Below are 26,772 nucleotides of genomic sequence, written 5' to 3' on the forward strand. Positions count from 1 at the left end.
GAACCCGGTTGATTTATCAAGGTAAGCATGACCACTACTGACAATTCGCACGTGCCGCAGTTCGACACAGGACCGCTGTCCTGGGTCATGAGCGAGATCCGCGATGCGCTGGGCCGCTCCAACACCGCGCTGTCCGAGGCGGCGGAGCATACGGCGGAAGCCCAGGCAAGTTCGCTCAAACATGCGAAAGCCTATCTGCACCAGGCGCATGGCGCCTTGCAGATGGTCGATGTCGATGGCGCCGGCGCCATGACCGAAGCCGCCGAGAGCGCGCTGGACCGCTTCAAGGATGGCCTGCTCGACTGCACGCCCGAGCGCGCGCAAGTCATCGCGCACGCGTACCAGGCGGTGATCGAGTATCTCGAAGAACTGCTTTCGGGCGCGCCACAGCAGCCGGCGCGCCTGTTCCCTTACTATCGCGCGCTCAAGGAAATGCTGGGCGCCGACCGGATTCACCCGGCCGACCTGTTTTTCGCCGACCTGTCGGCGCCGGTGTCGCTCAAGCGCCACGTGGCGACCGATGCGGAGCCGGACTACGCGGCCTGCCGCACGCGCTTCGAAAAAGCGCTGCTGCCGTTCCTGAAAAGCGCCGACAAGGCCAGCCAGCAGCAGCACGCCCAGGTGTTGCTGGAGGCGATCGCCCACGTGGCCGACGCCCAGGACCAGCCTTTGCCGCGCACCTTCTGGATGGCGATGCAAGGCTTCGCCGAACTGGTGGCCCAGGGCCACCTGGCCAGCGACCTGTATGTCAAGCAGCTCTTCGGCCTGATTAATCTGCAGATCCGCCGCCTCTCGCAAGGCCAGGTCAGCCTGCCCGAAACGATGCTGCGCGACGCCCTGTTCTTCATGGCCGCCGTGCCCAATCCGCCGCCGACGGCGCTGGCCCTGCGCCGCGCCTATCATCTCGACGGCATGGTGCCGGCCGATTACGATACGCGCCGCTACGGCCGCATCGACGCCGACGCGCTGAAAACCGCCAAGGAAGCCCTGGCCAAGGCCAAGAGCCACTGGGACCGCCTGTCGGTCGAACCGCTGCCGGCGCTGGAAGCCGAATTCGTCGAACTGCTCGGCACCATGGCCACCGCTGGCGACAAGCTGGGCGCTCCGGCGCTGGCGCGCCTGCAGCGCCAGATGGTGCACGTGGCCACCGCCACGGCGGCCACGAAGCACAACAGCGTGTTCAGTCTCGAAATGGCGACCGCCATGCTGTTCATCGAGAATAGCCTGGATAAAATCCGCCAGTTGCCTGACGATTTCGACGCCCACGCCGACATCATCGGCGCCCGCCTCGCCGCGATTGGCGCCGGCGAAACGCCGCCGGAAGCGCCGCAATGGCAGGGCGAACTGTCGCGCCGCATCCAGCACGAGCAAACCGTCGCCGTGCTGGCCGCCGAAATGAAAAATGGCTTGCGCCAGGTCGAAAAAGTCCTCGACGACTATTATTCCGACACCAGCAAGCGCGCCACCCTGGCCCAGATCGATCCGGTCCTGCACCAGCTGCAGGGCGCCGTCGCCATCCTCGACCAGGAAGACGCGATGCGCGCCGCCCTGCACGTCAAGGATGCGGTGCGCACCCTGGCCGCGGCCGAAGGCAATCCGGAACTGGAAACGGCCTCGCTGCAGAACATCGCCCAGAACATCGGCGCGCTGGGCTTTTTTGTCGACATGCTGGCCAAGAACGTCGACGAGGCGCGCGAGCGCTTCACCTTCGACAGCGTCGAGGGCATGCTGCGCGCCGTCCCGTTCGAAAAACCGGCGCACGGCGAATCGCAATTCGACCAGGAACCGGTACTCGAGATCGAGCCGGTCCCGATGATCGACACGCCTGCGCCAGCCGCGCCGGCGGAGCCGGAAGCGCAAGTCAAGGCGCCAGTCGTGGTGGTGGCAGCGCCCGCGCCGCCGGGCGACGACGAAATCGAAGCCGAGCTGCTCGAAATTTTCATCTCCGAAGCGCAGGAAGTGCTGGCCTTCGTCGGCTCGACCCTGCCGGCGGCGCAAAGCATGCCGAACAACCTGGAGACGCTGACGATGTTGCGGCGCTCCTTCCACACGCTCAAGGGCAGTGGACGCATGGTTGGCCTGAACAACTTCGCCGAAGGCGCAGCCGCCGTCGAAAAAGTGATGAACCTGTGGTTGTCGGAAGAACGCGCGGCCGACGCCAACCTGTTGGCGTTGCTCACGCGCGCCACCACCGACATGACCGCCTGGGTCGAGCAGCTTGCCGCCACCGGCAGCTCGCAGCGCACCAGCGACGCGCTGGTCGCCGCCGCCGAACGCGTGCAGCATGGCGAAACCTTCGCCATGGATGCAACGCCGGCCGAAGCGCCAGCGGCGCCAGTGGTCGAGGAAATCGTGGCCGCCGCCCCGGTGGACGAGCATCACGACGACCACTTTGCGATCGACGATTCGTTCGAACCGATGATCCTCGACGACATCATCGCCCTGCCTGCGGCTGGAAGCGCAGCGCCTGGCAATGTGATCGAGTTCCCGGTTCCGGGCACCATCGCCGCGGCCGACGACAACACCAAGCGCATTGGCGAACTCGAAATCCCGCTGCCGCTGTATAACATTTACCTCGCCGAGACCGACGAACTGGTTCGCCTGTTAAGCCAGGACTTCGCCGAATGGCGCCACGAACCGCAGCGCCAGGTCACGCCGGCAGCCGAAAAAGCCGCGCATACCCTGGCCGGCACCTCGGCCACGGTGGGTTTCCACGCCCTGCGCGAAATCGCCTACGAAGTCGAAATGGTGCTCAAGAGCCCCGCGCCGGTGTTCGACGAAGCCCAGCGCGACCTGCTCGACGAAACCATCGATCGCGTGCGCCACATGCTGCAGCGCTTCGCGCTGGGCGAACTTGCGCCGGCCGAACCGGATCTGGTGGCGCGCCTGCACGTTCTGCGCGAGCAGCTTGCGGCGCAGGAAGCGGCCGCCGTGTTTGCGGGCGCCGACGAAGACCTGGCACGCCGTCTGGACGGCCTGTTCGCCGAAACGCTCGACGAGCTGGTGGCATCGCCGCCGGTGATGCCGGAACGCGAATCGGCCGTGGCCGACGCCCCGTCCGAACCGGAAATCGACGCCATCGACGCCCTGTTCGGCGAGGACGATCCGTTCGATATTCCATTGCTGGACAATCCTGAACCGGCGCAGCCGGTGGCGCAAGAAGCGCAGCAGCCATTGCTCGAAGCCGAAGAAGTCATCGAAGCCGAAGAAGTCATCGAAGCTGAAGAAGTCATCGAAGCCGAAGAAGTCATCGAAGCCGAAGAAGTCATCGAAGCTGAAGAAGTCATCGAAGCTGAAGAAGTCATCGAAGCCGAAGAAGTCATCGAAGCCGAAGAATTCATCGAAGCTGAAGAAGTCATCGAAGCTGAAGAAGTCATCGAAGCTGAAGCAGTCATCGAAGCCGAAGAAGTGATCGAGGCCGAGCCGGTAATCGAAGAGCCAGTGCTGGAAGCCGAGCCAGTGGCCGAAGAGCCGGTCATCGAAGCCGAACCGGTTCTTGAAGCCGAACCAGTCGTCGAAGAGTCGCTCATCGAAGCCGAACCAGTGCTTGAAGCCGAGCCAGTGGTTGAAGCCGAGCCAGTGGTTGAAGCCGAACCAGTGGTTGAAGCCGAACCAGTGCTTGAAGCCGAGCCAGTGGTTGAAGAACCGGTTATCGAAGCCGCGCCGGTTCTTGAAGAGCCGATCGCCGCAGCCGCGCCGGAACCTGCGCCGATGCAGCCGATGACGGCGCACGTGCCGCTGCTCGAAGCCTTGCTGCAGCCGGAGTCCGACACGGCCGCCGTGCCGGTGGCGCCGGAAACGGCCTTCGCCGATGACCTTGACGTCGACCTGCTGCCAGTGTTCCTGGAAGAGGGTACCGACCTGCTGCCGGAAATCGGCAACAACCTGCGCAAGTGGCAGCAAAATCCGTCCGATACCAGCCCGGTACAGCAGCTGTTGCGTACCCTGCACACGGTCAAGGGCAGTGCGCGGATGGCCGGTGCGATGCGCCTCGGCCAGCACACCCACGAGATCGAAACGCAGATCGAGAACATGGTCCACGCCGGAACGTCGACGCCAGCCGCGTTCGACGAACTGATGGCCAACTACGATCACGCGCTTCTGCTGTTCGAACAACTGCAGCAGCCTGCCCTCGGCCTCGTGCCGGTGCCGGGCCTGGCCGCGGCAACCGCCGGCAGCGTGGACGATGCCCACGCGGCCCAGACCCGTACGCCGTTGGTGCGGGTACGCGCCGACATCCTGGACCGCCTGGTCAACCAGGCAGGTGAAGTATCGATCACGCGTTCGAAGCTGGAAAGCCAGGTGTCGACCCTGAAGGCCTCGCTGAGCGACTTCTCGGACAACCTGGGTCGCTTGCGGCGCCAGTTGCGCGAAGTCGAGATGCAGGCGGAATCGCAGATTTCGTCGCGTATGTCGATTTCCAGCGAACGCGAATTCGATCCGCTCGAATTCGACCGCTTTACCCGCCTGCAGGAACTGACGCGGATGATGGCCGAATCGGTGAACGACGTTGCGTCGTTCCACGAAAGCCTGACCCGCACGGTCGACGGCGCCACCGACGACTTGAACGTGCAGTCGCGCCTGACGCGCGACCTGCAGCAGGATCTGATGCGGGTTCGGATGGTGCAGTTTGCCAGCCTGTCGGAGCGTCTGTTCCGCGTGGCGCGCCAGACCGCAAAAGAAATCGACAAACGGGTCAATCTGGACATCCGGGGCGGCACGGTCGAAATCGACCGCAGCGTTCTGGAGCAGATGGCTGCGCCGTTCGAGCACTTGCTGCGTAACGCCATCGTGCACGGTATCGAATCGCGTGCCCGTCGTGGTGCGGCCGGCAAGGCCGAAACGGGCGAGCTGCTGATCCAGGTCAGCCAGCAGGGTAACGAGGTGGTTATCCAGTTCAACGATGACGGCGCGGGTCTCGACCTGGCCCGCATCCGCACCAAGGCGCGTGAAAACGGGCTGCTGGCGCCGAATGCCATCGTCACCGACGCCGAAGCGGCCGACCTGATTTTCGAACCGGGCTTCTCGACCGCCGATGCGCTGACCGAACTGGCCGGCCGTGGCGTGGGTATGGACGTGGTGCGCTCGCAAGCGCAAGCGCTTGGCGGCCGGGTGGCGATTTCCACCGAAACCGGCAAGGGCGCGCGCTTCACGATTCACCTGCCGCTGACCCTTGCGGTCACCCAGGTCGTGCTGACCACCAGCGGTACCAAGACGTTTGCGCTGCCATCGATCCTGGTGGAGCAGGTATTGCAGATGAAGGAAGCGGCAGTCAACGCCGCGCACGCCGAAGGCTTTGTCGAATTCCAGGGCCAGAAGGTCGCGCTGCATTACCTGCCAACCTTGTTGGGCGATACCGAAGCGCGGCCGATGTCGCAGCGTTCGTGCCCGGTGATGGTGCTCAAAAGCGGCACCGACCGCCTGGCGGTACAGGTCGACGACGTGCAGGGCAACCGCGAGGTCGTTATCAAGAATATCGGCCCGCAGCTCTCGCGCATGATCGGTATTTCGGGTGCGACGGTGCTCGGTTCGGGCGATATCGTGTTGATCCTGAACCCGGTGGCCTTGTCCCATCACCTCGACCATCATCCGCAACTGCGTCAGCGCGTGGTGGTGGAAACGGTGACGGCGGTGCCCGAGACGCGTGCGGCCGACTTTGTGATCATGGTGGTCGATGATTCGCTGACCGTGCGTAAAGTGACCCAGCGCCTGCTGGAGCGCGAGGGTTATCAGGTGGTGCTGGCCAAGGACGGCGTGGACGCGCTCGAGCATTTGCAAGAGACCGTGCCCGACCTGATGCTGGTCGATATCGAGATGCCGCGCATGGATGGTTTCGACTTGACCCGCAATATTCGCGGTAACAGCGGCACCAACGAAATCCCGATCATCATGATCACCTCGCGTACGGCGGACAAGCACCGCAACTACGCGCTGGACCTGGGGGTGAATGCCTACTTCGGTAAGCCGTTCCAGGAAGACATGCTGCTCGCGGCGATTGCCGGCTTGCTCAATCGCGAGATGCCGGTAGCGCATTAAGCGCCAGGTGGCACAAACAAAAACGCCTTACACCGGTTAAATGGTGCAAGGCGTTTTTTATTTTCGCTACCGTTCAAACCGTCGTTCCCGCGCAGGCGGGAATCCATAGCACCTTTGATCAGCGGTGCTATGGATTCCCGCCTGCGCGGGAACGACGGGCTAGCGGGCAAACGACTGTGTGCGGGGGCGGAGCCAATGAAGTTGTTGTCAGCCCGCCTTCACCACCGCATACCGCTCCAACGTCTTCGCCCGCGCCTCGTCATGCCTGACCAGCGGCGCCGGGTAATCCTTCCCCAGCACGATCTTCTTCTGCGCCAGCACCATCGGCGGCACCGTCCACGGCGCGTGGATCTCCTTGTCCGACAAGCCATCGAGCTGCGGCAGGTAGCGTCGGATGAACTTCCCCCTGGCGTCGAACTTCTCCGACTGCGTGACCGGATTGAAAATCCTGAAATACGGCTGCGCGTCGCATCCCGACGACGATGCCCACTGCCACCCGCCATTGTTGGACGACAGGTCGTAATCGTTCAGGTGCAGCGCAAAGTAGGCCTCCCCGCGACGCCAGTCGATCCCCAGATCCTTGATCAAAAAGCAGGCCGTGACCATGCGCAGCCGGTTGTGCATGTAGCCGGTCTGGTTCAACTGCGCCATGGCCGCATCGACCAGCGGATAGCCGGTACGCCCTTCGTACCAGGCGGCGAACATCGCGTCGGCCTCGGGCCCGGTCTCGAACGCAATCGCGTCATAGGCGGGCTTGAACGCACGCTCGACGACATGCGGATGGTTATACAGAATCATGGCGTAGAAATCGCGCCAGATCAGCTCCGACAGCCACACCGGCGCGCCTTCGCCGCCGGCCCCGCGCGCAATGAGCTGCGTCACCGTGCGCACCAGGTGGCGCAGCGACAAGGTGCCGAAGCGCAGATGCACCGACAGGTACGACGGCCCCTTGACCGAAGGGTAATTGCGCGCCTCGCCATAATCGGCAATGCGGCCGATGAAGTCCTCGAACAACTGCGCCGCGCCGCTCATGCCGGTTGGGATCGACAAGGCCGACAGATTGGTCGGCTCGAAGCCGATCTCGCGCAAGGTCGGCAGGCGCTCGTCGCCGGCGGGAGGCGCAAAGCGCGCCGCGTGCGGCTCCACCGCATACGCCACCACGCAATCCGGTTCGGCCGCCATGCGTTTGAGCCAGGCGTTTTTATACGGCGTGAAGACCGAGAAGTTCTGGCCTGCCAGCGTGAGCACCTCGCTCTTTTCGAAGATGACCTGGTCCTTGTGGCTCACAAGGCGCCGGCCGTCGGCCTCCAGGCGCGCGGCCACTTGCGCATCGCGCGCGATCGCCTGCGGCTCGTAGTCGCCGTTGACGAACACCGCGTCCACCCCGAGTTGCGCGGCGAGTGTTGGAATTACCTCCACTGGATCGGCATGGCGCACGATCAGGCAACCGCCCATCTGACGCAATTCCGCATCGAGTTCGGCCAGGCTGGCGTGAATGAATTCGACGCGGCGGTCCGCACGCGGTAAACTGTCGAGGATTGTGTTATCGTAAATGAACGCGCAATAGACGCTATTCGACGACGTTAATGCATGATGCAGCGCCGCGTGATCGAAGGCGCGCAAGTCGCGGCGAAACCAGACGAGCGATTTACTCATAATATTGATGGTGTTTGGTATCAAGAAAGGTGGGGGAATTATCGGCTACCATCGAAGTTAGCCGCGCGCGTGATGGCGCTTCCCGTGGTGGCGGCCGCAATTCAGTGTAAACTATCGAAAAATCCATCGTTTGCAAGCCCGGATACTAGCAGTAAAGCAGAACACCAGAGAGCGAGCAGAGAGAGTGACGAATATGAAGAAAAGCAAAATCGGCAAAACTCTGCCCGTGCCCGGCATGTCGCAGGACGACGAACTGCGTCCCGACGAAGGTCACGTCATGACATCGACCTTGAATTTAGCAAATCATTTCCTGATAGCGATGCCATCGATGCAGGACCCGATTTTCGGCGGCACCGTGGTCTATATCTGCGAGCATAACGACAAAGGCGTGCTCGGTGTGGTCATCAACAAGCCGACCGACATGACCATGGAAGTGCTGTTCGAACGGATCGACCTCAAACTTGCCGACGGCTTGCGCACCACCGTCGTCAATGAACCGATCATGTTCGGCGGCCCGGTCCAGGACGACCGCGGCTTCGTGCTGCACACACCCGGCGCGCGCTATTCGTCGTCGCTCACCGTGACCGAGGACGTGGCCTTCACCACCTCGATCGACGTGCTCGAAGCGGTGGCCAACGGCGACGGCCCGCAACGGCTGCTGGTGTCGATCGGCTACGCCGGCTGGAGCCCCGGCCAGCTGGAAGATGAAATCGGCCGCAATGGCTGGCTGACGGTGGGCGCCGACGCGCGCGTGCTGTTCGACCTGCCGATCGAAGAGCGCTACAACGCCGCCATCAAACTGCTTGGCATCGACCCGATGATGCTCGCCTCCGAGGCCGGCCATGCTTGACCACTCCTGCGGGAACCGCGCGCGTGGCTGAAGCGGTGATTGAACTCGTACTCGGCTTCGATTTCGGCATCAAGCGTATTGGCATCGCCATGGGGAACACCCTGACCGGTCAGGCGCAGCCGCTCGCGGTGGTCAACGCCATCGACAACGCGGCCCGCTTCAAGCAGATCGGCGAGTTGATCGCCGCCTGGGCGCCGGCTCGCCTGGTGGTGGGTGAACCGCGCCACCCGGACGGCGCCGAACACGAGATGACCCTGCGCTGCCGCCGCTTCGCCAACCAGCTGCACGGGCGCTTCAACCTGCCGGTCACGCTGGTCGACGAACGCTATTCGTCGGCCGTGATCAACGCCAGGCGCGGCCAGATCATCGACGACCAAGCCGCCTCCATCATTTTGCAACAATACTTTGACGACCATGCCAACAACAACTAATCAGCTCGACGCAATCAAGCAGTTCGACGCCGAGGCGCTGTACCAGACGCTGCTCGGCCAGGTGCGTGACGGCTTGCACGGAGTGCAGGACGCGGCCATCATCGGAATCCATTCGGGCGGCGCCTGGCTGGCCGAACGCCTCGCGGCGGACCTGGGCCTGAACGCCCGCCTGGGCTTCATCGACGTCTCGTTCTACCGCGACGACTTTGCCAAAAAAGGCCTGCATCCGGACGTCAAGCCGACCCACATTTTGTTCAACGTCGATCGCGCCAACATCGTGCTGGTGGACGATGTGCTCTACACCGGGCGCACCACGCGCGCCGCGATCAACGTGCTGTTCGATTATGGTCGCCCGGCGCGCATCATGCTGGCGGCGCTGGCCGACCGCGGCGGGCGCGAGCTGCCGGTGGCGGCCGATTTCGTCGCCACCAGTGTCGCGCTGGAAGCCAATCAGTCGCTTGCGCTGGCGCGTGCCGGCGACGGGCAATTTTCGCTCACCATAGAAGAAGACCATGCTTAATCCGCAACTGAATAAAAATGGCGAACTGCAGCACCTGTTAAGCATCGAAGGGCTGCCAAAATCGATCGTCAATCATATCCTCGACACGGCGTCGAGCTTTGTCGGCATCTCCGACCGTGAAGTCAAGAAGGTGCCGCTCATGCGCGGCAAGAGCGTGTTCAACCTGTTCTTCGAGAACTCCACGCGTACCCGCACCACCTTCGAGATCGCCTCCAAGCGCCTCTCGGCCGACGTCATCAACCTCAATATCCAGGCATCGTCCGCCAGCAAGGGCGAGTCGCTGCTCGACACCATCGACAACCTGTCGGCCATGCATGCCGATATGTTCGTGGTGCGCCACGCGCAGTCGGGCGCGCCCTACCTGATCGCCAAGCACCTGATCGACACGAAGCAGTCGCACGTCCACGTGGTCAACGCGGGCGACGGCCGCCACGCGCACCCGACCCAGGGCCTGCTCGACATGTACACGATCCGCCACTACAAAAAAGACTTCACCAACCTGCGCGTGGCCATCGTGGGCGACATCTTGCACAGCCGCGTGGCGCGCTCCGACATCCATGCCCTGACCACCCTGGGCGTGCCGGAAGTGCGCGCCATCGGCCCGCACACCTTGCTGCCGGGCGGGCTGGAACAGATGGGCGTTCGCGTGTTTACCAACATGGACGAGGGCCTGAAGGACGTCGACGTGATCATCATGCTGCGCCTGCAGAACGAGCGCATGAGCGGCGCCTTGCTGCCATCGGCGCAGGAGTATTTCAAGAGCTATGGCCTCACGCCCGAGCGCCTGGCGCTGGCCAAGCCCGATGCGATCGTCATGCATCCGGGGCCGATGAACCGGGGCGTGGAAATCGATTCAGCCGTGGCCGATGGCGCGCAGGCGGTGATTTTGCCGCAGGTGACGTTCGGGATCGCGGTACGGATGGCGGTAATGAGTATTCTGGCAGGAGCGCAAGGGTGAACGTGAACAACCATCTTCATATCAAGAACGGGCGCCTGATCGACCCGGCCAACGGCATCGACGCAGTCACCGATTTGTTTATCATCGACGGCAAGGTCGCCTCGACCGGCACGGCGCCGGCCGGCTTCAATGCCGGCAACAGCATCGACGCCACCGGTCTCGTGGTCGCTCCCGGCCTGGTCGACCTGTCGGCGCGCCTGCGCGAGCCGGGCTACGAATACAAGGCCACCCTCAAGTCCGAGATGCAGGCGGCGATGCAGGGCGGCGTGACCAGCCTCATTTGTCCGCCCGATACCGACCCGGTGCTGGACGAACCGGGCCTGGTCGAAATGCTCAAGCACCGCGCCAGCAAACTGCGGCAGGCCAATGTGCACCCGCTGGGCGCGCTGACCATGGGCCTGAAGGGCAAGGCCCTGACCGAGATGATGGAGCTGACCGAAGCGGGCTGCATCGGCTTTTCGCAGGCCGAGGAAGTCATCGAAGACACCACCGTGCTGCTGCGCGCCATGCAGTACGCGAAAACCTTCGGCTTTACCGTGTGGGTGCGCCCGCAGGATGCGCACATCGGGCGCGGCGGCATCGCCCACAGCGGGCCGCTGGCCTCGCGCCTGGGCCTGGCCGGCGTGCCGGTGATGTCCGAAACCATTGCGCTGCACACCGTATTCGAACTGGTGCGCGCCACCGGCGCGCGCGTGCACCTGTGCCGCATGTCGTCGGCCGCCGGCCTGGAGCTGGTCAAGGCGGCCAAGAAGGAAGGCTTGCCGATCACTTGCGACGTGGCGGTGCATCATGTGCACATGACCGACGCCGACATCGGCTTTTTCGATTCCAACGCGCGCGTCACGCCACCGTTTCGCAGCCAGCGCGACCGCGATGCGATCCGCGCCGCCCTGTACGACGGCACCATCGACGCCATCTGCTCGGACCACACTCCGGTCGACGACGACGAAAAGCTGCTGCCGTTCGGCGAAGCCTCGCCCGGCGCCACCGGGCTCGAACTGCTGCTGTCGCTGGCGATCAAGTGGGCCGACGATTACGCCGGCCTGCAGCACGGCGCCGCAGCCTCAAGCACGCCGCTCTCGCGCGCCATCGCCAAGATCACGACCGACGCGGCGCGCATCGCCGGCCTGGACGTAGGACAGCTGGCGCCGGGCGCTCCCGCCGATGTGGTGGTGTTCGATCCGGCCGCGCGCTGGACGGTCGAGGCCTCGGCCCTGGCCAGCCAGGGCAAGCACACGCCTTTCCTGGGCTATGAACTGGCCGGGCAGGTCAGGGCGACCATCGTCGGTGGACGCATCGCGTTCCAGCGCTAGTGCCGATTCAGCACTTGCAGTGGCATGCGGCGCGCGACGCCGCATGCACATCGGGTAGTTCGCGCTCCCGGCTTTCCCATTCCTTTGGAGTCGTTTGAAGATCAAGCTCTATTTCCGGCTGTGCCGCGTGTTTTTCCATCTGTTGACCGGCTTGTCCGCGTGCGCATTCGTGTTCCCGTGGGCCAGCCACGCGCTGCGCGACCGCGTCACGCAAAGCTGGTCGCGCCGGCTGGTGGGCATCTGCGGCGTGACCGTGACGCCGTCCACCGGCGTGGCGGCGCTGGCGCACGCGATGGTGGTGGCCAACCATGTTTCGTGGCTCGATATCTTTGTGATCAATGCGCTGTACCCGTGCCGCTTCGTGGCCAAGTCCGAGATCCGCGAGTGGCCGGTGCTCGGCTGGCTGGCCGACAAGGCCGGCACGGTGTTCCTCGCGCGCGGCAACCGGCGCGACCTGCGCCAGATTTTCAAGGGCCTGGTGCACAAGCTGGAGCAGGGCGAGCGGGTCGCCTTCTTCCCGGAAGGGACCACCGCCGCGCAGGGCAGCCTGCTGCCGTTCCATGCCAACCTGTTCGAAGCGGCGGTCGATGCCGGCGTGATGGTGCAGCCGTACGCGGTGAGCTATGTGGACGCCAGCGGCGCGCTGCATCCGTCCATCGAATTCATCGGCGAGATGACCTTCGCCGAGAGCATGGTGGCGATCCTGTCCGGTCCCGCCGTGACCGCGCGCGTGGTGTGCATGGCGCCGATCGACGCCGCCGGCGCGCACCGGCGCGATGTCTGCGCCGCCGCCCACGCCGCCGTGGGAACGGCGCTGGGGCACAAGCCCGGCTAGGCTTTCGGCTTGCCCGGTTCCTTGTACTCCGGGCAGTCGACTTGCAGCAGGCTGCGGTCGTTCAGGCACAGCGCGGTCAATTTGCCGCCCCACACGCAGCCGCTGTCGAGGCCAACCACGTCATCGCGCAGCAGCAGGCCAAGGGCCGACCAGTGGCCGAACACCACGGTGGCGCCCAGGCTGCGCCGGCCCGGCAGGTCGAACCAGGGCAGCAGGCTTGACCCTGGCGGCGCGCCCGCGCTTTCCTTTTCCTTGAAATCCATGGTGCCGTCGGGCGCGCACAGGCGCATGCGCGTGAGCGCGTTGACGATGCAGCGCAGGCGCGCCAGGCCGCTGAGCGCATCGTCCCAGCGCGCCGGCTCGTTGCCGTACATGTCGCGCAAAAAATCGATCCAGCCCGGCCCGCGCAGCACCGCTTCGACTTCGCCCGCCAGCGCCATGGTTTGCGCCGCGTCCCACTGCGGGGCCACGCCCGCATGCACCAGCAGGTGGCCTTCGGCCATCATCGCCAGCGGGCGATGACGCAGCCAGTCGATCAGTTCAGCGCGGTCGGGCGCGGCCAGGATGGCGTCGAGCGTATCGGATTTCGAGGTCTTTTGCGCGCCCACCGCCACCGCCAGCAAATGCAGGTCGTGGTTGCCGAGCAGCGCCTCGCCGGCGCCCGCGCGCTCCAGCGCGGCCACCCGGCGCAGCGCGTCGAGCGAAGCCGGGCCGCGGTTGATCAGGTCCCCCACGAACAGGACGCGCGCGGGGCCGCCCGCATCTTCTTCGATGCGCTTGAGCAGGACAGCGGTTTCGTGGGCGCATCCTTGCAGATCGCCGATGACATAAGTTCTTAACAATTCAATTCCAGTACGGGCAGGGTTCACATAAAATCATGGTGCCGCATTTCCAGGCCCGGCGGATACTAAATCATTTTTGTAAGCAATGGTGCCGGTTTGAGCTGTAACATGCATTGCTTTCATGCTAATAGCCGTCGTTTGAGCCTGATCAATATGGGTATCGATTGCGCGCGCGTATTTGCGTATCATATGCTGGTGCGGGCCGGTCCGGACCGTCCCGGCCGATAAAAGATAATGCTTGCCGGCAGTATTTGATGCCCACTTCGATGATAGGATTTTCTGATGAAAGTCACGCCCACCGCCATTCCCGAAGTCCTGATCCTGGAGCCGCGCGTGTTCGGCGACGACCGGGGCTTTTTCTTTGAAAGTTTTAACGAGCGCAAATTCGAGCAGTTGACCGGGGTCTGCGCGCATTTTGTCCAGGATAACCACTCCAAGTCGGCCAAGAATGTGTTGCGCGGCCTGCATTACCAGATCAGCCACCCGCAAGGCAAACTGGTGCGCGTGAGCGCGGGATCGGTGTATGACGTGGTGGTCGATTTGCGTAAATCGTCGGCCTTTTTCGGGCGCTGGATCGGATTGGATTTATCCGCCGAAAACCAGCGTCAGCTATGGGTGCCGCCCGGTTTTGCGCACGGTTTCATGGTCACCAGCGATAGCGCCGAAGTCCAGTATAAAACCACCGATTACTGGGCGCCCGAACTGGAACGGGTGATTCTATGGAATGATCCCGACATCGGCATCGAATGGCCCTTGCCCGGTTTGCCTATGCTTTCCGGAAAAGACAGCAAGGGTGCGCTGCTGGCGCAGTCCGACGTATTTCCATGAAGATCTTACTCACCGGCGCCAACGGCCAGCTTGGCCATGAACTGGCGCGCAGCCTGCGCCCGCTGGGCGAACTGGTCGCGCCCGCGCACGCCGCTTGCGACCTGGCCGACCTCGACCAGCTGCGCGCCGTGCTGCGCACGGTGCGGCCGGACCTGATCGTCAACGCGGCCGCCTATACGGCCGTGGACCGCGCCGAGGAAGAGCCCGCGCTGGCGATGCGCATCAACGCCGATGCGCCGGCCCTGATGGCGCACGAGGCCAGGGCGCTGGGCGCGACGCTGCTGCACTATTCCACCGATTACGTGTTCGACGGCAAGGCGGCGGGCGCCTATGCCGAGACCGACACCCCAGCGCCGCTGAGTGTCTACGGACAGAGCAAGCTTGCCGGGGAGCAGGCCATTGCCGCCGCCGGCATCCGGCATCTGATCCTGCGTACCAGCTGGGTGTACGGCTTGCGCGGCAATAACTTCCTGTTGACCATGTTGCGCCTGGCAAGGGAGCGCGAGCAGTTGCGTATCGTTGCCGATCAGCATGGCGCACCCACCTGGAGCCGCACCCTGGCCGACACCAGCGCGCATTTGCTGGGCCTGGCGGAGGCGGGCGGCGCCCCGTGGTGGGAGCGGCACGGCGGCCTGTACCACTTGACCAGCCAGGGCTGCACCAGCTGGGCCGGCTTTGCCGGGGCGATTTTCAGCACCGCCGGCCTCGCTTGCGAGGTGGTGCCGATCACTGCGGCGGAATATGGCGCCAAAGCACCGCGACCGGCCAATTCCAGTCTCGATTGCGGCAAGCTGATGGCCCTGTGCGGCCCTTTGCCGGACTGGCAAACAGCCCTGGCCGACTGCCTTTCTTCAGCAGACGCCGGCAGGGGTCTTGTCTAAGACTAAGCAAAAATGCCGCAACAGGCGTCGAAAGCGCTCTTTTTTGCATAAAACCTGCGTAGCGTCGCCCGCTGGCCCCCATCCTGGCGTATTTGGGGGGCGGGTAATCCGGTACAATCATGGATTACTTTCATACCAGATCATGGCGACCGCAACACTCACCGCATGCGTTGGTCCGCCGGGTAGGGCACGAGCCTGCCCGCGTTTTAGCATATATAAATAATAATGTTTTCATTTCTCGTGAGTTTCGTCGCTTCCGCCTTGCTGACCCTGCTTGTAATCAAGCAGGCCAGGCTGCATGGTCCCGCGCTCGATGCCGATTTCTTCGGCGTTCAAAAAGTCCATTCGCATACCGTGGCGCGCATTGGCGGGCTGCCGATTTTCATGGCGGTCGTGATCAGCGCGCTCATTTCGATCTGGCGCGTGCCGGCCATGGCCGTCTGGCTGATGTCGCTGATGCTGTGCGCCGGGGTGGCCTTTGTCGGCGGCATCGTGGAAGACTACACCGGCAATGTCAGTGCGCTGCGGCGCCTGATATTGACGATGGCGGCCGCCTTGCTCGGCTATTTCTTGCTCGGCGCCAAACTCGACCGCATCGATTTTCCGTTCAGCTCGTGGCGCATCGTGTATATCTGGGTGGCCGTTCCGCTGACCGTGCTGGCGGTGGCCGGTATCGCCAACGCGATTAATATCATCGACGGATTTAATGGTCTGGCCAGCGTGGTAACCATCTGTATGCTTATCTCGCTCGGTTATGTGGCGTGGCAGGTGGGCGATGTGTTCGTGCTGGTGGCGGCGCTGATGGTGGCGGGCGCCACGGCCGGCTTCCTGATCTGGAATTACCCGGTCGGCCTGATATTCCTGGGCGACGGCGGCGCGTATTTTATCGGCTTCATGCTGGGCGAGCTGGCGCTGCTGCTGGTAATGCGCAACCCCGACGTGTCGACCTGGTATGCGGCTTTGCTGCTGATATATCCGGCGTTCGAAACGATTTTCTCGGCCTATCGCCGCATGTTCTTGCGCGGAAAATCGCCGGCTATGCCGGACGGGATACACCTGCACAGCCTGATTTTCCGGCGCATTGTGCAATGGGCGGTGGGCCGCAAAGAAGCGCGCGCCCTGATGCGCCGCAATTCGCTAACATCGCCGTACCTGTGGATGTTTTCCCTGATGGCGGTAATCCCGGCCACGGTGTTCTGGAAAGATACCGGAGTATTGATTTTCTTCTGCTTATTGTTCGTCGTCAGTTATGTGTGGCTGTATGCGCGTATTGTTCGATTTAAGTCACCCCGATGGCTCATTCTTCGCAAGAAGGACTAGCATTAATGCGCGGATGTAGTATATTGCGACAATTGGTGAGATTTCACTTAATCTGTTTCAACCCACTTTGAAGGAACGATGATGGATCTGTCAAATATGTCGATCGGTGATCTGCGCAACCTGCAGGATCAAATCAAGCAAGAAATGAAGAAGCGCGAGCACCAGGAAGTCGCCAAAGCCCGCGAACAGATCCTGGCAATTGCCCAGAGCGTTGGTGTGCCACTAAAGGATCTGATCGGTACCGGTATCCGCGCCAAGACCGGCAGCGTCGCCGTGCGTTATCGTCATCCGGACAATGCAGCCCAACAATGGACCGGCCGTGGCCGTCAGCCGAAATGGGTCAAGGAATGGGTCGAAGGCGGCAAGGATATCGACAAGCTGCGCGTGTAATCGATTTTCATGTAGCGGCAGGATCGGCGGGCAATTCCCAAAGGCCCCGCTTGCCGCTACAATATCAGGCATTCCCGGTCTTTTTCTTTAATCGCTGTCCCCCATCATCATCCCGACGCACTGTTTGCAAGCCAGGTTGACGCCGTTTTTCGCATGGCGCTCGCCAGCATCCTGCCGCGCCGCGACTTACCTGAGGTTTCTACTCCATGCTTCCACTTTCCAAGACGATCTTCAAAGCCTACGACATTCGCGGTGTGATCGGCAGCACGCTCGACGCCGGCATCGCGCACCAGATCGGCCAGGCCTTCGGCGCCGCCGCGCTGGCCAAGGGCGAACGCACCGTCGTGATCGGCCGCGATGGCCGCTTGTCGGGTCCGGAACTGACGGCGGCGCTGGCGCAAGGCTTGCAGGCTGCCGGCGTCGATGTGATCGACCTGGGCGTGGTGGCCACGCCGATGGTCTACTTCGGCACCAATGTGCTGGGCGCGGCCTCGGGCATCATGGTCACGGGCAGCCACAATCCGCCCAACTACAACGGCTTTAAAATGGTGCTGGCCGGCGAAGCGATCCACGGCGAGACCATCCAGGCGCTGTACCACAGCATCGCCGCGCACGACGGCAGCGTTGCCGCCACCCCGGGCGCCTACAGCACGCACGACATCCGCGCCGCCTACCTCGAGCGCATCATCGGCGACGTCAAGCTGGCGCGCCCGATGAAGATCGCGGTCGACTGCGGCAACGGCGTGGCCGGCGCCTTTGCCGGTGACCTGTATCGCGGCATGGGTTGCGAAGTGATCGAATTGTTCTGCGAAGTGGACGGCACCTTCCCCAACCACCATCCCGATCCGGCCCATCCTGAAAACCTGCAAGACTTGATCCGCTGCCTGCAAGAGACCGACGCCGAAATCGGCATCGCCTTCGATGGCGACGGCGACCGCCTGGGCGTGGTCACCAAGGATGGCCAGATCATTTATCCGGACCGCCAGATGATGCTGTTCGCGGCCGATGTCCTGTCGCGCAATCCGGGCGCGGAGATTTTGTACGACGTCAAATGCACGCGCCATCTGGCGCCGTGGATTTCGAAGCATGGCGGGCGTCCGCTGATGTGGAAAACCGGCCACTCGCTGGTCAAGGCCAAGCTGCGCGAAACGGGCGCCCCGCTGGGCGGCGAAATGAGCGGCCATATCTTCTTCAAGGACCGCTGGTACGGTTTCGACGACGGCCTGTATTCCGGCGCGCGCCTGCTCGAACTGCTCACGCGCGCGGCCGATCCGTCGGCCATGATGAACGCGCTGCCGCAGTCCGACAGCACGCCCGAACTGCACCTGCACCTGGCCGAAGGCGAGAACGTGGCCCTGATCGAGCGCTTGCGCAATGAAGCGTCTTTCCCTGGCTCGGAGCGCATCATCGACATCGATGGCCTGCGCGTCGAGTATCCGGACGGCTTTGGCCTGGCGCGTTCATCCAACACCACGCCGGTGGTGGTGATGCGCTTCGAAGCGGAAACGCCGGAAGCGCTGCGCCGCATCCAGGGCGAGTTCCGGCGCGTGATCGTGGCCGTGCGCCCCGACGCCGAACTGCCGTTCTGAGCGCGAGCCCCGCTTGGCGCGCCTGAACATCCTGCTGGTGCGCGTGTCGTCCCTGGGCGACGTGCTGCACAACCTGCCGATGGTGGCCGACATCTTGCGCCACCATCCCGACGCCAACATCGATTGGGTGGTGGAGGAGGGCTATGTCAGCCTGGTGCGCCTGAACCCGCGCGTGCGCCGCATCATTCCGTTCGCCTTGCGGCGCTGGCGCAAGAGCCTCGGCAAGAAGGAGACGTGCGCCGAGATACGCGGTTTTTTCAAGGCCGTGCGCGAGGAGGAATACGACTATGTGTTCGATACCCAGGGCCTGCTCAAGACCGGCATCATCATGGGCGCCGCGCGCGTGAAAAAAGGCGGGCGCAAGGTGGGCCTGGCCAACGGCAGCGAAGGCTCCGGCTACGAAGGCGTCTCGCGCATCTTCCACACCCAAAGCATTCCTACGGACCCGCGCACGCACGCGGTGGCGCGCGGGCGCCTGGTGGCCGGCGCGGCACTCGGCTACGCGCTCGATACCCGGCCCGACTTCGGCCTGCCGGGGCTTGAGCACGCCAACCGCCCGGCATGGATGCCGGCCGGGGATTACGCGGTGTTCTTCCACGGGACCGCGCGCAACGCCAAGAAATGGGCGCCCGAGAACTGGATCGCCATCGGGCACGCGCTGGCGCCCATGCCGGTGCTGCTGGCCTGGGGCTCGCCCCTTGAGAAAGCCGAAGCCGACACGCTCGCCGCCAGCCTCCCGAACGCCACCGTGCTGCCCAAACTGTCGATGGATGAAGCGGTGAGCCTGGCGCGCAACGCGGCGCTGGCGATCGGCGTCGACACCGGCCTGACCCACATCGCCGCCGCCTTCATGCGTCCCGTGATCGAAATTTACTGCGACTCGCCCAAGTGGAAGACCGAAGGCAACTGGTCGGAGCAGATCATCAACCTGGGCGACAAGGGCGCGCCGCCCTCTGTGGCAGAGGTCCTGGCGGCCGTCAAGCAATTGCGGGGCATGGCCTGATGCGCACCTTCTACAGCGTGATGTGGTACCTGGCGCTGCCGCTGGTGCTGCTGCGCCTGTGGTGGCGCGGCATGAAGGAGCCGGGCTACCGCCAGCACTGGCGCGAGCGGCTCGGTTTCTACCGCGAGCGCGCGCCGGGCTGGCACACGATCTGGGTGCACGCGGTGTCGGTCGGCGAAACGCGCGCCGCCGAACCGCTGATCGACGCGCTGGTCGAGGCCTATCCCGACAGCCGCATCCTGCTCACCCACATGACGCCCACCGGGCGCGCCACCGGCAAAGCGCTGTTCGCCAAGCATGGCGAGCGCCTGATCCAGGCCTATCTTCCGTACGACACCGTGGCCATGGTGAACCGCTTCATTCGCCAGTTCACGCCGCGCATCTGCATCCTGATGGAGACCGAAGTCTGGCCCAACCTGATCGCCGCCTGCGGCGAGCGCATTCCGGTCGCGCTGGTCAATGCGCGCCTGTCGGAGCGCTCGCTCAGGCGCGGCCAGCGCTTCGGTAAACTCATGACCGAGGCCGGCCGCGGCATCGCCCTGGTGGGCGCCCAGACCGAGGCTGACGCGGCGCGCCTGCGTTCTTTCGGCGCGCCCAAGGTGGAAGTCACGGGCAGCATCAAGTTCGACGTGGTGGTGCCCGATGCGGCCTTGGCGACCGGCGCCTGGCTGCGTACGCAAATCGGCGCGCGCCCGGTGCTGCTGTGCGCCAGCACGCGCGATGGCGAAGAGGCGCTGATCCTGGACGCCTTCAAGGCGATGGCGTGGCCGCATGGCGCACCGCTGCTCATGCTCGTGCCGCGCCACCCGCAGCGTTTCGACGATGTGGCGGCGCAGGTCTTGGAACGCGGCTTTTCGCTGCGGCGCCGCTCAGGCATCGCGCAGCACGGCGTCGACGCCCAGGTACTGCTGGGCGACTCGATGGGCGAAATGTTCGCCTACTACGCCGCGTGCGACGTCGCTTTTGTAGGCGGCAGCCTGCTGCCTCTGGGCGGCCAGAACCTGATCGAGCCATGCGCGCTGGGCAAACCGGTGCTGGTCGGCCCGCATACCTTCAATTTTGCGCTGGCCACCGACGACGCCATCGCCGCCGGGGGCGCGATCCGCGTGCCCGACGCCACCGCACTGCTGAGCGAAGCGGCGCGCCTGCTGAGCGACCCTGAGGCCCGTGCCGCCATGGGTGCGCAGGCGGCCGCATACGCCCAACGCCATCGCGGCGCGACCGCGCGCACAGTTGGTTTATTGCGACGACTGATTTATTAGGCTTTGGTAACATGTCCCCACAATAAATAATAACTGGGGAAGCACATGTGGTTCAGTCATCCAAAGCAGGTGGGCAGCCGCAAGCCCGTCGCCATGCTGGTTCAACGCCAGCGCCTCGAGCCGGCCAACGGCATTGCCATCGATAACCCGGTGATGTCGCTGCCGGTCCTCGGCCCCGGCCTGGTGCCGGCCAGCGCGCCCGAAACGGTGCAGTTTTCGGTGCGCTATGCGTTGCCGGAATATGCCAGCTTCATGTGGCAGCACGCCGGCTATATCATCCGCCGGCGCCGCATCGGTACCCTGGCTACCTATTGGATGCAAATCAAAAGTACCGCGTCCGCGGCCCTGCATTTCGTCGCCCAGGGGCGGTCGCGCAATACCTATGAATTCACGATCGACACGCACGGCATCGTGCGCGCCAGCCGCAGCGGCGTGACCCTGGTGCCTTGGGGCGATGTCTGTTCGATCCGGCGCTATTCGCGCGGCTTCATGATGGTGCTCAAACGCGGCACCCTGCCGATTCCGTTTCGCTGCCTGAGCCAGGCGCAGGGCGAGAGCATGGCGCGCTTCGGCGAATCGGTGCGGGCACTGAGAGGCTGAGAGTCTTTGATGCGGCTGCGAGCCGGCCGGCATCTGTTCAGGCGCTGAACACCACCGGCATCTCCTGCGAGCGCTGGCGCAGCGCCAGCCTGGCGCCGTCATAGTCGGGATACACCGATTCCACCTTGGCCCAGAAGCGCGCGCTGTGGTTCATCTCGAGCAGGTGCGCCAGTTCGTGCGCCACCACGTAGTCGACCAGCGGCAGCGCGTAGTGGACCAGGCGCCAGTTCAGGCGGATGCGCCCATCGACCGTGCATGAACCCCAGCGCGTGCCGGCCGACGAGAGCGTGAGCGAGGCATGGCGCACCCCCAGTTTTTCGGCATACAGGTCGAGCCGTTCGGCGAACAGGCGCTTCGCTTCCGCCTGGAACCAGATTTTCACCCGCTCCTGCAACTGCCATTCGGCCAGTCCCGCCACCACGCCCACGGTCAGCACGCGCGCCTGCGCATCGAACTCGCAACGGCTGCGCGGCGCGTCGACCAGGCGCAGGGTGATGTTCGCGCCCAGGTAGGGCAACTGGGCGCCATCGACCCACACCACCGGCGCGCGTTCCTGACGCGTGGCGCGCCGCTCGCCGCGTTCGCGCAGCTTGGTGAGGATCCAGCGCTGCTTGGCGCGGATGGCGTTGTCGATGTCGGCCAGGGCGATGCGCTTTGGGGCCGTGACGCGCAGGCCCTGGTCGTCGATCATGAAGCCGATCGAACGCCGGCTCGAGCGGCGCAGTTCGAATTCGAGGCTATGGGGACCGAGCTGAATGCGCCGCAGCGGCGGCGCGTCCGGTGCGCGCACCGGCGTGGGAAAAACGACTTTGGGCGGCGCCGGCGGCGCCTTGAACAGCGGCTGCGGCGCGCTGGACTGCTTTGCGGCCGGTTCGAGCGCCGCAAAAAAGTCCTGGGCAAACAGTTCGAGCTGGTCGCCGTCGATCTTGGGCGAGGACTCGTTCTTTTGCGGCGCCGATGACTGGATCAGGGCGCCGACTCCGCTCAGCCAGCGTTGTAGGCGTGGGGCGAAATGACGCGCATTTCGGATTCTATCCAATTTTCTACCTCTTGCATCAAGCTGTCGGGAGTGTGTCCATCGGGAGAAATCGGTTTGCCGACCGACACCGTGATCACACCGGGGCGTTTCAGAAAAGAGTTCTTGGGCCAGCATTCACCTGAATTATGCGCGATCGGCACCACCACCGCATTCGTTTCAATCGCCAGGCGCGTACCGCCGCTTTTGTATTTACCTGTTTGACCGACCGGGATGCGGGTCCCTTCAGGGAACATGATAATCCATTGACCGGTGGCCAGGCGTCGTTTGCCATGCGCGACGACGTGCTTGAAGGCGTTCTTGCCCTGTTTGCGGTCGATCGGAATCATGCGCAGCAGCGCCATGGCCCAGCCGAAGAAGGGGATATACAAAATCTCCTTCTTGAAGACGAACACCAAAGGGCGGGTCAGGTTCGGCAGCAGAAAAATCGTCTCCCACGCCGACTGGTGTTTCGACAGCACGATGGCCGGTGCGTCGGGCAGGTTGTCGTAGCCCTTGAATTCGTAACGGATGCCGCAAATGACCTTGGCGCACCAGATCACGAAGACATTCCAGCGCGAGGTGACCCAGAAGCGTTGGTTGTACGGCAGCGGCGCGGCCAGGAAGCACACGCAGGCCCACACAATGGTGGCCACGACCATGATCACGGTAAACAACAGGGAACGCAGGAACAGGAAGGTATGACGCAAAGAAGTCTCCGGGGATGCGTGAGGGGTGGTGTCAGGTTGCGCCATGGCCGGCTGGCGCGGCCGGGGCAGTGGCCTTGAGCAGCGCGCTGACCATCGTCGCCAGGTCGGGGAAGACCTGGGTGCCTGGCGGCAGGCCGCCGGTCTCGCGGGTCTTCTCGCCTTTGCCGGTCAGGACCAGGTAGGGCGTGCAGCCGCTGATGAAGCCTGCCTGCAGGTCGCGCAGCGAGTCGCCTACGGTCGGTACGCCTTTCAGGCTGACCTTGAAGCGCTTGGAGATTTCTTCGAACATGCCCGACTTGGGCTTGCGGCAGTCGCAGTTGTCGATGGCCGCGTGCGGGCAGAAGAAGATGGCGTCGATGTCCGCGCCGACCTGCTGCGCGCTGGCGTGCATCTTCTGGTGGATGGCATTCAAAATCGCCATGTCGAACAGTTCGCGCGCAATGCCCGACTGGTTCGACGCGATGACCACCCGATAACCCGCCTGGTTCAGGCGGGCGATCGCTTCGAGCGAGCCGGGGATCGGAATCCATTCGGCCGGCGACTTGATAAAGGCCGGCGAATCGTGGTTGATGACGCCGTCCCGGTCGAGGATGATCATCTTCATGCGTGCTTCTCCTAGGCCGCCAGCTTCGAAATGTCGGCCACGCGGTTCATCATGCCGTGCAGGACCGACAGCAGCGCCAGGCGGTTGTTGCGCAGCGCCAGGTCTTCGTCCATCACCATCACGTCATCGAAAAACCTGGCGACGTCGTCGCGCAGCTGGGCCAGTGTTTTCAGCGTGCCTGCAAAGTCGCGCGCCGCAAAGGCCGCGTCGATCTCGGGGCGCACGCGCGCAATCGCCGCGAACAGGGTGCGTTCGGCGTCTTCCTTGAGCAGCGCTTCGGAAGGTTCTTCGGCCACGGCGCCGTTTTTCTTGAGGATGTTGGTGATGCGCTTGTTCGCTTCGGCCAGGGTGACGCTTTCCGGCAGGGCGGCAAAGGCTTGCACCGCTTCCAGGCGAGCGACGATGTCGTGCAGGCGATCGACGTGCGAGGTGAGCACCGCTTCGACTTCGTTGGCGGAGAAGCCGCGCTCGCGCAGCACGCCGCGCAGGCGCTCGAACATGAAGGCGCGCACGTCCAGCACCGGATCGGTGAAGCCGGCGATGCCTTCGAAGCGCGCGTTGGCGAATCCGAGCAGCTGGATGATCGACACGTCCATGCGTTTTTCGACCAGCATGCGCAGCACGCCCAGCGCGTGGCGGCGCAGTGCGAACGGATCTTTTTCACCGGTTGGCTGCAGGCCGATGCCCCAGATGCCGACCAGGGTTTCGAGCTTGTCGGCCAGGGCCACGGCGGTGCCGGTGTCGGTCGATGGCAGGCTGTCGCCGGCAAAGCGCGGCTGATAGTGCTCGGTCGCGGTCAAGGCCACTTCTTCCGGCTCGCCGTCGTGACGCGCATAGTAGGTGCCCATGATGCCTTGCAGCTCGGGGAATTCGCCCACCATGTCGGTCAAGAGGTCGGCCTTGGACAGTTGCGCGCCGCGCGCGGCCAGTTGTTCGTCGTAGCCCATGGTGCGGGCGATGTCGGTGGCAATGGCCACCACGCGCTGCGAACGCGCGGCCTGGGTGCCCAGCTTGTTGTGGTAGACCACATTGGCCAGCAGCGGCAGGCGCGACTCGAGCGTTTTCTTCTTGTCCTGCTCGAAGAAGAACTTGGCGTCGGACAGGCGCGGACGCACCACGCGCTCGTTGCCGCCGATGATGTGCTGCGCATCGTCCGTCTCGATGTTGGAGACGATCAGGAAGCGCGAACGCAGCTTGCCGGCGGCATCGGTCAGCGCAAAATACTTCTGGTTGGTCTGCATGGTGAGGATCAGGCATTCCTGCGGCACGGCCAGGAATTCTTCTTCGAAGCGGCACTCGTAGACCACCGGCCACTCGACCAGCGCCGACACTTCGTCCAGCAGCGACTCGGGCATCAGCACCTGGTCGGCGCCCGCCGCTTGCAGCAGGGCGGTGCGGATTTTTTCCTTGCGCGCCTCGACATTGGCGATCACCTTGCCGTCGGCTTCGAGCGTGGCCGCGTACTGGTCCGCGTGCGCGATCGTCAAGGGCTCGCCATCGGTCAGGAAGCGGTGGCCGAGGGTCTGCTGGCCGGCGGCCAGGCCCAGCAGGGTCAAGGGCACGACGGCCTCGCCATGCAGCGCAACGAGCTTGTGGGCCGGGCGCACGAACTGCACGGTGGCGCCGTCCGGACGCTGGTAGCTCATTAATTTGGGGATCGGCAGCTTGGCGGCCGATTCTTCCAGCGCGGCCTGCAGGCCGGTTTGCAAGGCGCTGCCGGCCACCTGGCGGGTGTAGAACAGGCTTTCCGCCTTGCCGTCCACGGCGCGTTCCAGGGTCGCGATATCGAGGTCGGGCACGCCGAGGGCGGCCAGCTTCTTGGCCAGCGGCGCGGTGCCCTTGCCGTCGGCGTCCAGTGCGACGCTGACCGGCAAGACTTTTTCACGCACCGATTTATCGGGCGACATGGCGCGCACGCCGGTGATCGAGACGGCCAGGCGGCGCGGCGAGGCGTAGCTTGTCGCCACGCTGTCGTCGCCGAGGAAGTCGCGCGATTTGAGTCCGTTCACAATGCCGGCGGCGAACGCGGCGCCCAGTTTGGCCAGCGCTTTCGGCGGCAGTTCTTCGGTCAGCAGTTCGACGAGTAGGGTTTGATTCATCATTCTAGTTTTATCTTTCAGGCGGCGAGCGGCGCTTTGGGAGCCATCGGGAATCCCAGCTTTTCGCGCGAGTCGTAATAGGCTTGGGCGACCAGGCGCGACAAGGTGCGCACGCGCCCGATGTAGGCGGCGCGTTCGGTGACCGAAATGGCGCCACGCGCGTCGAGCATGTTGAAGCTGTGCGAAGCCTTCATGATCTGCTCGTAGGCCGGCAGGGTCAGTTCGAGTTCGATCAGGCGCTTGGCTTCCGATTCGTGGTTGGCGAACTGGGTAAACAGCAGGTCGGTGTTGGCGTGTTCGAAGTTATAGGTCGATTGCTCGACTTCGTTCTGATGGAACACGTCGCCGTAGCTGAGCGATTTCTTGACCGGAGCGCCGGCCGCCCCATCTTCTTCCCATTCGGTCCAGACCAGGTCGTACACGTTCTCGACGCCCTGCAAGTACATGGCCAGCCGTTCGATGCCGTAGGTGATTTCGCCGAGCACCGGCTTGCAATCGAGGCCGCCCACTTGCTGGAAATAGGTGAACTGGGTCACTTCCATGCCGTTCAGCCAGACTTCCCAGCCGAGGCCCCAGGCGCCCAGTGTCGGGCTTTCCCAGTCGTCTTCGACGAAGCGCACATCGTTCTTTTGCAGGTCCAGGCCGAGCGCCTTGAGCGAACCCAAGTACAGGTCGAGGATGTTTTCCGGCGCCGGTTTCAGGACCACCTGATACTGATAGTAGTGCTGCATGCGGTTCGGGTTTTCGCCGTAACGGCCATCTTTCGGGCGGCGCGAGGGCTGCACGTAGGCGGCGCGCCAGGGTTCCGGTCCGATGGCGCGCAGGAAGGTGCCTGTGTGAAAGGTGCCCGCGCCGACTTCCATATCGTATGGCTGGAGCAAGGCGCAGCCCTGCTTGTCCCAGTAGGTTTGCAAGGTCAGGATAATTTGTTGAAATGTGAGCATCTTGGTGGCTGTCGCGCGGCTGACGGCGCGAACGAATGAGTTTGCTAAAACGACCAATTTTAGCGGGTTTTAGCGGGACGCTGGGG

Annotated in this window: 22 protein-coding genes; 15 read left to right on the top strand and 7 right to left on the bottom strand. The window is 63.9% G+C overall.

The genetic code is table 11. The features are described from left to right. The first annotated feature begins 27 nt into the window (after nucleotides 1-27). Nucleotides 28-6,036 carry a hybrid sensor histidine kinase/response regulator gene (locus F0185_RS00135; protein ID WP_167220489.1) on the top strand — a complete coding sequence of 2,003 codons (6,009 nt, stop codon included), beginning with the start codon at nucleotides 28-30 and terminating at the stop codon, nucleotides 6,034-6,036. 207 nt (nucleotides 6,037-6,243) lie between these two features. Here F0185_RS00135 and F0185_RS00140 read toward each other — a convergent pair whose 3' ends face one another. Next, nucleotides 6,244-7,692, bottom strand: a complete 1,449-nt coding sequence (locus F0185_RS00140; RefSeq protein WP_167220491.1) for a cryptochrome/photolyase family protein — start codon at nucleotides 7,690-7,692, stop codon at nucleotides 6,244-6,246. A gap of 193 nt (nucleotides 7,693-7,885) precedes the next feature. On the opposite strand from F0185_RS00140, the gene F0185_RS00145 reads away from it, so the two are divergent. The 6 genes from F0185_RS00145 to F0185_RS00170 all read left to right on the top strand — a co-directional run bounded on the left by F0185_RS00145 (nucleotide 7,886) and on the right by F0185_RS00170 (nucleotide 12,599). Further along, on the top strand, nucleotides 7,886-8,542 hold the full coding sequence (locus F0185_RS00145; RefSeq protein ID WP_166887110.1) for a YqgE/AlgH family protein: 657 nt from the start codon (nucleotides 7,886-7,888) through the stop codon (nucleotides 8,540-8,542). Nucleotides 8,543-8,580: 38 nt separating this feature from the next. Next, nucleotides 8,581-8,973 (top strand): Holliday junction resolvase RuvX, encoded by a 393-nt coding sequence (gene ruvX / locus F0185_RS00150; RefSeq protein WP_167221270.1) that lies wholly within the window; start codon nucleotides 8,581-8,583, stop codon nucleotides 8,971-8,973. Beyond that, a complete protein-coding gene (gene pyrR / locus F0185_RS00155) occupies nucleotides 8,957-9,493 on the top strand; it encodes a bifunctional pyr operon transcriptional regulator/uracil phosphoribosyltransferase PyrR (protein WP_167220493.1) in 537 nt (178 codons plus the stop codon). Before ruvX ends, pyrR begins: the two co-directional genes overlap by 17 nt. Next, nucleotides 9,486-10,451: an aspartate carbamoyltransferase catalytic subunit gene (locus F0185_RS00160; RefSeq protein WP_099875215.1), complete on the top strand. Its 966-nt coding sequence runs from the start codon at nucleotides 9,486-9,488 to the stop codon at nucleotides 10,449-10,451. Before pyrR ends, F0185_RS00160 begins: the two co-directional genes overlap by 8 nt. A 2-nt stretch (nucleotides 10,452-10,453) precedes the next feature. Further along, entirely contained in the window at nucleotides 10,454-11,764 is a 1,311-nt protein-coding gene (locus F0185_RS00165) for a dihydroorotase (RefSeq protein ID WP_167220495.1), read from the top strand. Between the two features lie 94 nt (nucleotides 11,765-11,858). Next, nucleotides 11,859-12,599 carry a lysophospholipid acyltransferase family protein gene (locus F0185_RS00170; RefSeq protein ID WP_167220497.1) on the top strand — a complete coding sequence of 247 codons (741 nt, stop codon included), beginning with the start codon at nucleotides 11,859-11,861 and terminating at the stop codon, nucleotides 12,597-12,599. Here F0185_RS00170 and F0185_RS00175 read toward each other — a convergent pair. After that, nucleotides 12,596-13,441: a symmetrical bis(5'-nucleosyl)-tetraphosphatase gene (locus tag F0185_RS00175; RefSeq protein WP_166887095.1), complete on the bottom strand. Its 846-nt coding sequence runs from the start codon at nucleotides 13,439-13,441 to the stop codon at nucleotides 12,596-12,598. The genes F0185_RS00170 and F0185_RS00175 overlap by 4 nt on opposite strands. Before the next feature lie 282 nt (nucleotides 13,442-13,723). Here F0185_RS00175 and rfbC point away from each other — a divergent pair, with 282 nt between their 5' ends. The 8 genes from rfbC (at nucleotide 13,724) to F0185_RS00215 (ending at nucleotide 21,314) form a co-directional block, all read left to right on the top strand. Beyond that, complete coding sequence (gene rfbC / locus F0185_RS00180) at nucleotides 13,724-14,269, top strand: dTDP-4-dehydrorhamnose 3,5-epimerase (protein WP_166887092.1); 546 nt, start codon at nucleotides 13,724-13,726, stop codon at nucleotides 14,267-14,269. Beyond that, a complete protein-coding gene (gene rfbD, locus F0185_RS00185; protein ID WP_167220499.1) occupies nucleotides 14,266-15,150 on the top strand; it encodes a dTDP-4-dehydrorhamnose reductase in 885 nt (294 codons plus the stop codon). Before rfbC ends, rfbD begins: the two co-directional genes overlap by 4 nt. 225 nt (nucleotides 15,151-15,375) lie before the next feature. Beyond that, a complete protein-coding gene (locus tag F0185_RS00190; RefSeq protein ID WP_166887087.1) occupies nucleotides 15,376-16,470 on the top strand; it encodes a glycosyltransferase family 4 protein in 1,095 nt (364 codons plus the stop codon). Nucleotides 16,471-16,551: 81 nt separating this feature from the next. Further along, nucleotides 16,552-16,860, top strand: a complete 309-nt coding sequence (locus F0185_RS00195; RefSeq protein ID WP_166887084.1) for an H-NS histone family protein — start codon at nucleotides 16,552-16,554, stop codon at nucleotides 16,858-16,860. 206 nt (nucleotides 16,861-17,066) lie between these two features. Next, nucleotides 17,067-18,449, top strand: a complete 1,383-nt coding sequence (locus F0185_RS00200; protein ID WP_167220501.1) for a phosphomannomutase/phosphoglucomutase — start codon at nucleotides 17,067-17,069, stop codon at nucleotides 18,447-18,449. A 22-nt stretch (nucleotides 18,450-18,471) separates the two neighbouring features. Continuing rightward, nucleotides 18,472-19,452, top strand: a complete 981-nt coding sequence (waaC, locus tag F0185_RS00205) for a lipopolysaccharide heptosyltransferase I (RefSeq protein ID WP_167221272.1) — start codon at nucleotides 18,472-18,474, stop codon at nucleotides 19,450-19,452. Continuing rightward, on the top strand, nucleotides 19,452-20,714 hold the full coding sequence (gene waaA / locus F0185_RS00210) for a lipid IV(A) 3-deoxy-D-manno-octulosonic acid transferase (RefSeq protein ID WP_167220503.1): 1,263 nt from the start codon (nucleotides 19,452-19,454) through the stop codon (nucleotides 20,712-20,714). The genes waaC and waaA overlap by 1 nt, the downstream gene beginning before the upstream one ends. Before the next feature lie 45 nt (nucleotides 20,715-20,759). Next, entirely contained in the window at nucleotides 20,760-21,314 is a 555-nt protein-coding gene (locus F0185_RS00215) for a YcxB family protein (RefSeq protein ID WP_229476642.1), read from the top strand. A 37-nt stretch (nucleotides 21,315-21,351) separates the two neighbouring features. On the opposite strand, the gene F0185_RS00220 is transcribed toward F0185_RS00215, so the two are convergent. Genes F0185_RS00220 through glyQ form a run of 5 tightly spaced genes read right to left on the bottom strand, consistent with a single transcriptional unit; the run spans nucleotide 21,352 to nucleotide 26,686 of the window. Continuing rightward, nucleotides 21,352-22,284, bottom strand: coding sequence for a M48 family metallopeptidase (locus F0185_RS00220; protein ID WP_167221276.1), 933 nt, complete (start codon nucleotides 22,282-22,284; stop codon nucleotides 21,352-21,354). A 14-nt stretch (nucleotides 22,285-22,298) separates the two neighbouring features. After that, entirely contained in the window at nucleotides 22,299-23,039 is a 741-nt protein-coding gene (locus F0185_RS00225; RefSeq protein WP_166887076.1) for a lysophospholipid acyltransferase family protein, read from the bottom strand. Nucleotides 23,040-23,070: 31 nt separating this feature from the next. Then, nucleotides 23,071-23,643 carry a D-glycero-beta-D-manno-heptose 1,7-bisphosphate 7-phosphatase gene (gene gmhB / locus F0185_RS00230; RefSeq protein ID WP_166887073.1) on the bottom strand — a complete coding sequence of 191 codons (573 nt, stop codon included), beginning with the start codon at nucleotides 23,641-23,643 and terminating at the stop codon, nucleotides 23,071-23,073. Nucleotides 23,644-23,654: 11 nt separating this feature from the next. Continuing rightward, a complete protein-coding gene (gene glyS, locus F0185_RS00235) occupies nucleotides 23,655-25,742 on the bottom strand; it encodes a glycine--tRNA ligase subunit beta (protein WP_167221278.1) in 2,088 nt (695 codons plus the stop codon). 17 nt (nucleotides 25,743-25,759) lie between these two features. Further along, entirely contained in the window at nucleotides 25,760-26,686 is a 927-nt protein-coding gene (gene glyQ / locus F0185_RS00240; RefSeq protein ID WP_167220505.1) for a glycine--tRNA ligase subunit alpha, read from the bottom strand. Nucleotides 26,687-26,772: the final 86 nt, after the last annotated feature.

This window comes from Massilia rubra (assembly GCF_011682065.1).
In the GTDB taxonomy this organism is placed as follows: domain Bacteria; phylum Pseudomonadota; class Gammaproteobacteria; order Burkholderiales; family Burkholderiaceae_D; genus Telluria_A; species Telluria_A rubra.

What these genes read in the sequence shown, in the direction of transcription:
- F0185_RS00200 (WP_167220501.1), top strand. Translation starts at nt 17,067, where the DNA reads ATGCTTCCACTTTCCAAGACGATCTTCAAAGCCTACGACATTCGCGGT.
- F0185_RS00215 (WP_229476642.1), top strand. Translation starts at nt 20,760, where the DNA reads ATGTGGTTCAGTCATCCAAAGCAGGTGGGCAGCCGCAAGCCCGTCGCC.
- F0185_RS00135 (WP_167220489.1), top strand. Translation starts at nt 28, where the DNA reads ATGACCACTACTGACAATTCGCACGTGCCGCAGTTCGACACAGGACCG.
- glyQ (WP_167220505.1), bottom strand. Translation starts at nt 26,686, where the DNA reads ATGCTCACATTTCAACAAATTATCCTGACCTTGCAAACCTACTGGGAC.
- gmhB (WP_166887073.1), bottom strand. Translation starts at nt 23,643, where the DNA reads ATGAAGATGATCATCCTCGACCGGGACGGCGTCATCAACCACGATTCG.
- F0185_RS00160 (WP_099875215.1), top strand. Translation starts at nt 9,486, where the DNA reads ATGCTTAATCCGCAACTGAATAAAAATGGCGAACTGCAGCACCTGTTA.
- F0185_RS00190 (WP_166887087.1), top strand. Translation starts at nt 15,376, where the DNA reads ATGTTTTCATTTCTCGTGAGTTTCGTCGCTTCCGCCTTGCTGACCCTG.
- F0185_RS00195 (WP_166887084.1), top strand. Translation starts at nt 16,552, where the DNA reads ATGGATCTGTCAAATATGTCGATCGGTGATCTGCGCAACCTGCAGGAT.
- glyS (WP_167221278.1), bottom strand. Translation starts at nt 25,742, where the DNA reads ATGAATCAAACCCTACTCGTCGAACTGCTGACCGAAGAACTGCCGCCG.
- rfbD (WP_167220499.1), top strand. Translation starts at nt 14,266, where the DNA reads ATGAAGATCTTACTCACCGGCGCCAACGGCCAGCTTGGCCATGAACTG.
- waaA (WP_167220503.1), top strand. Translation starts at nt 19,452, where the DNA reads ATGCGCACCTTCTACAGCGTGATGTGGTACCTGGCGCTGCCGCTGGTG.
- F0185_RS00145 (WP_166887110.1), top strand. Translation starts at nt 7,886, where the DNA reads ATGAAGAAAAGCAAAATCGGCAAAACTCTGCCCGTGCCCGGCATGTCG.
- F0185_RS00140 (WP_167220491.1), bottom strand. Translation starts at nt 7,692, where the DNA reads ATGAGTAAATCGCTCGTCTGGTTTCGCCGCGACTTGCGCGCCTTCGAT.
- rfbC (WP_166887092.1), top strand. Translation starts at nt 13,724, where the DNA reads ATGAAAGTCACGCCCACCGCCATTCCCGAAGTCCTGATCCTGGAGCCG.
- pyrR (WP_167220493.1), top strand. Translation starts at nt 8,957, where the DNA reads ATGCCAACAACAACTAATCAGCTCGACGCAATCAAGCAGTTCGACGCC.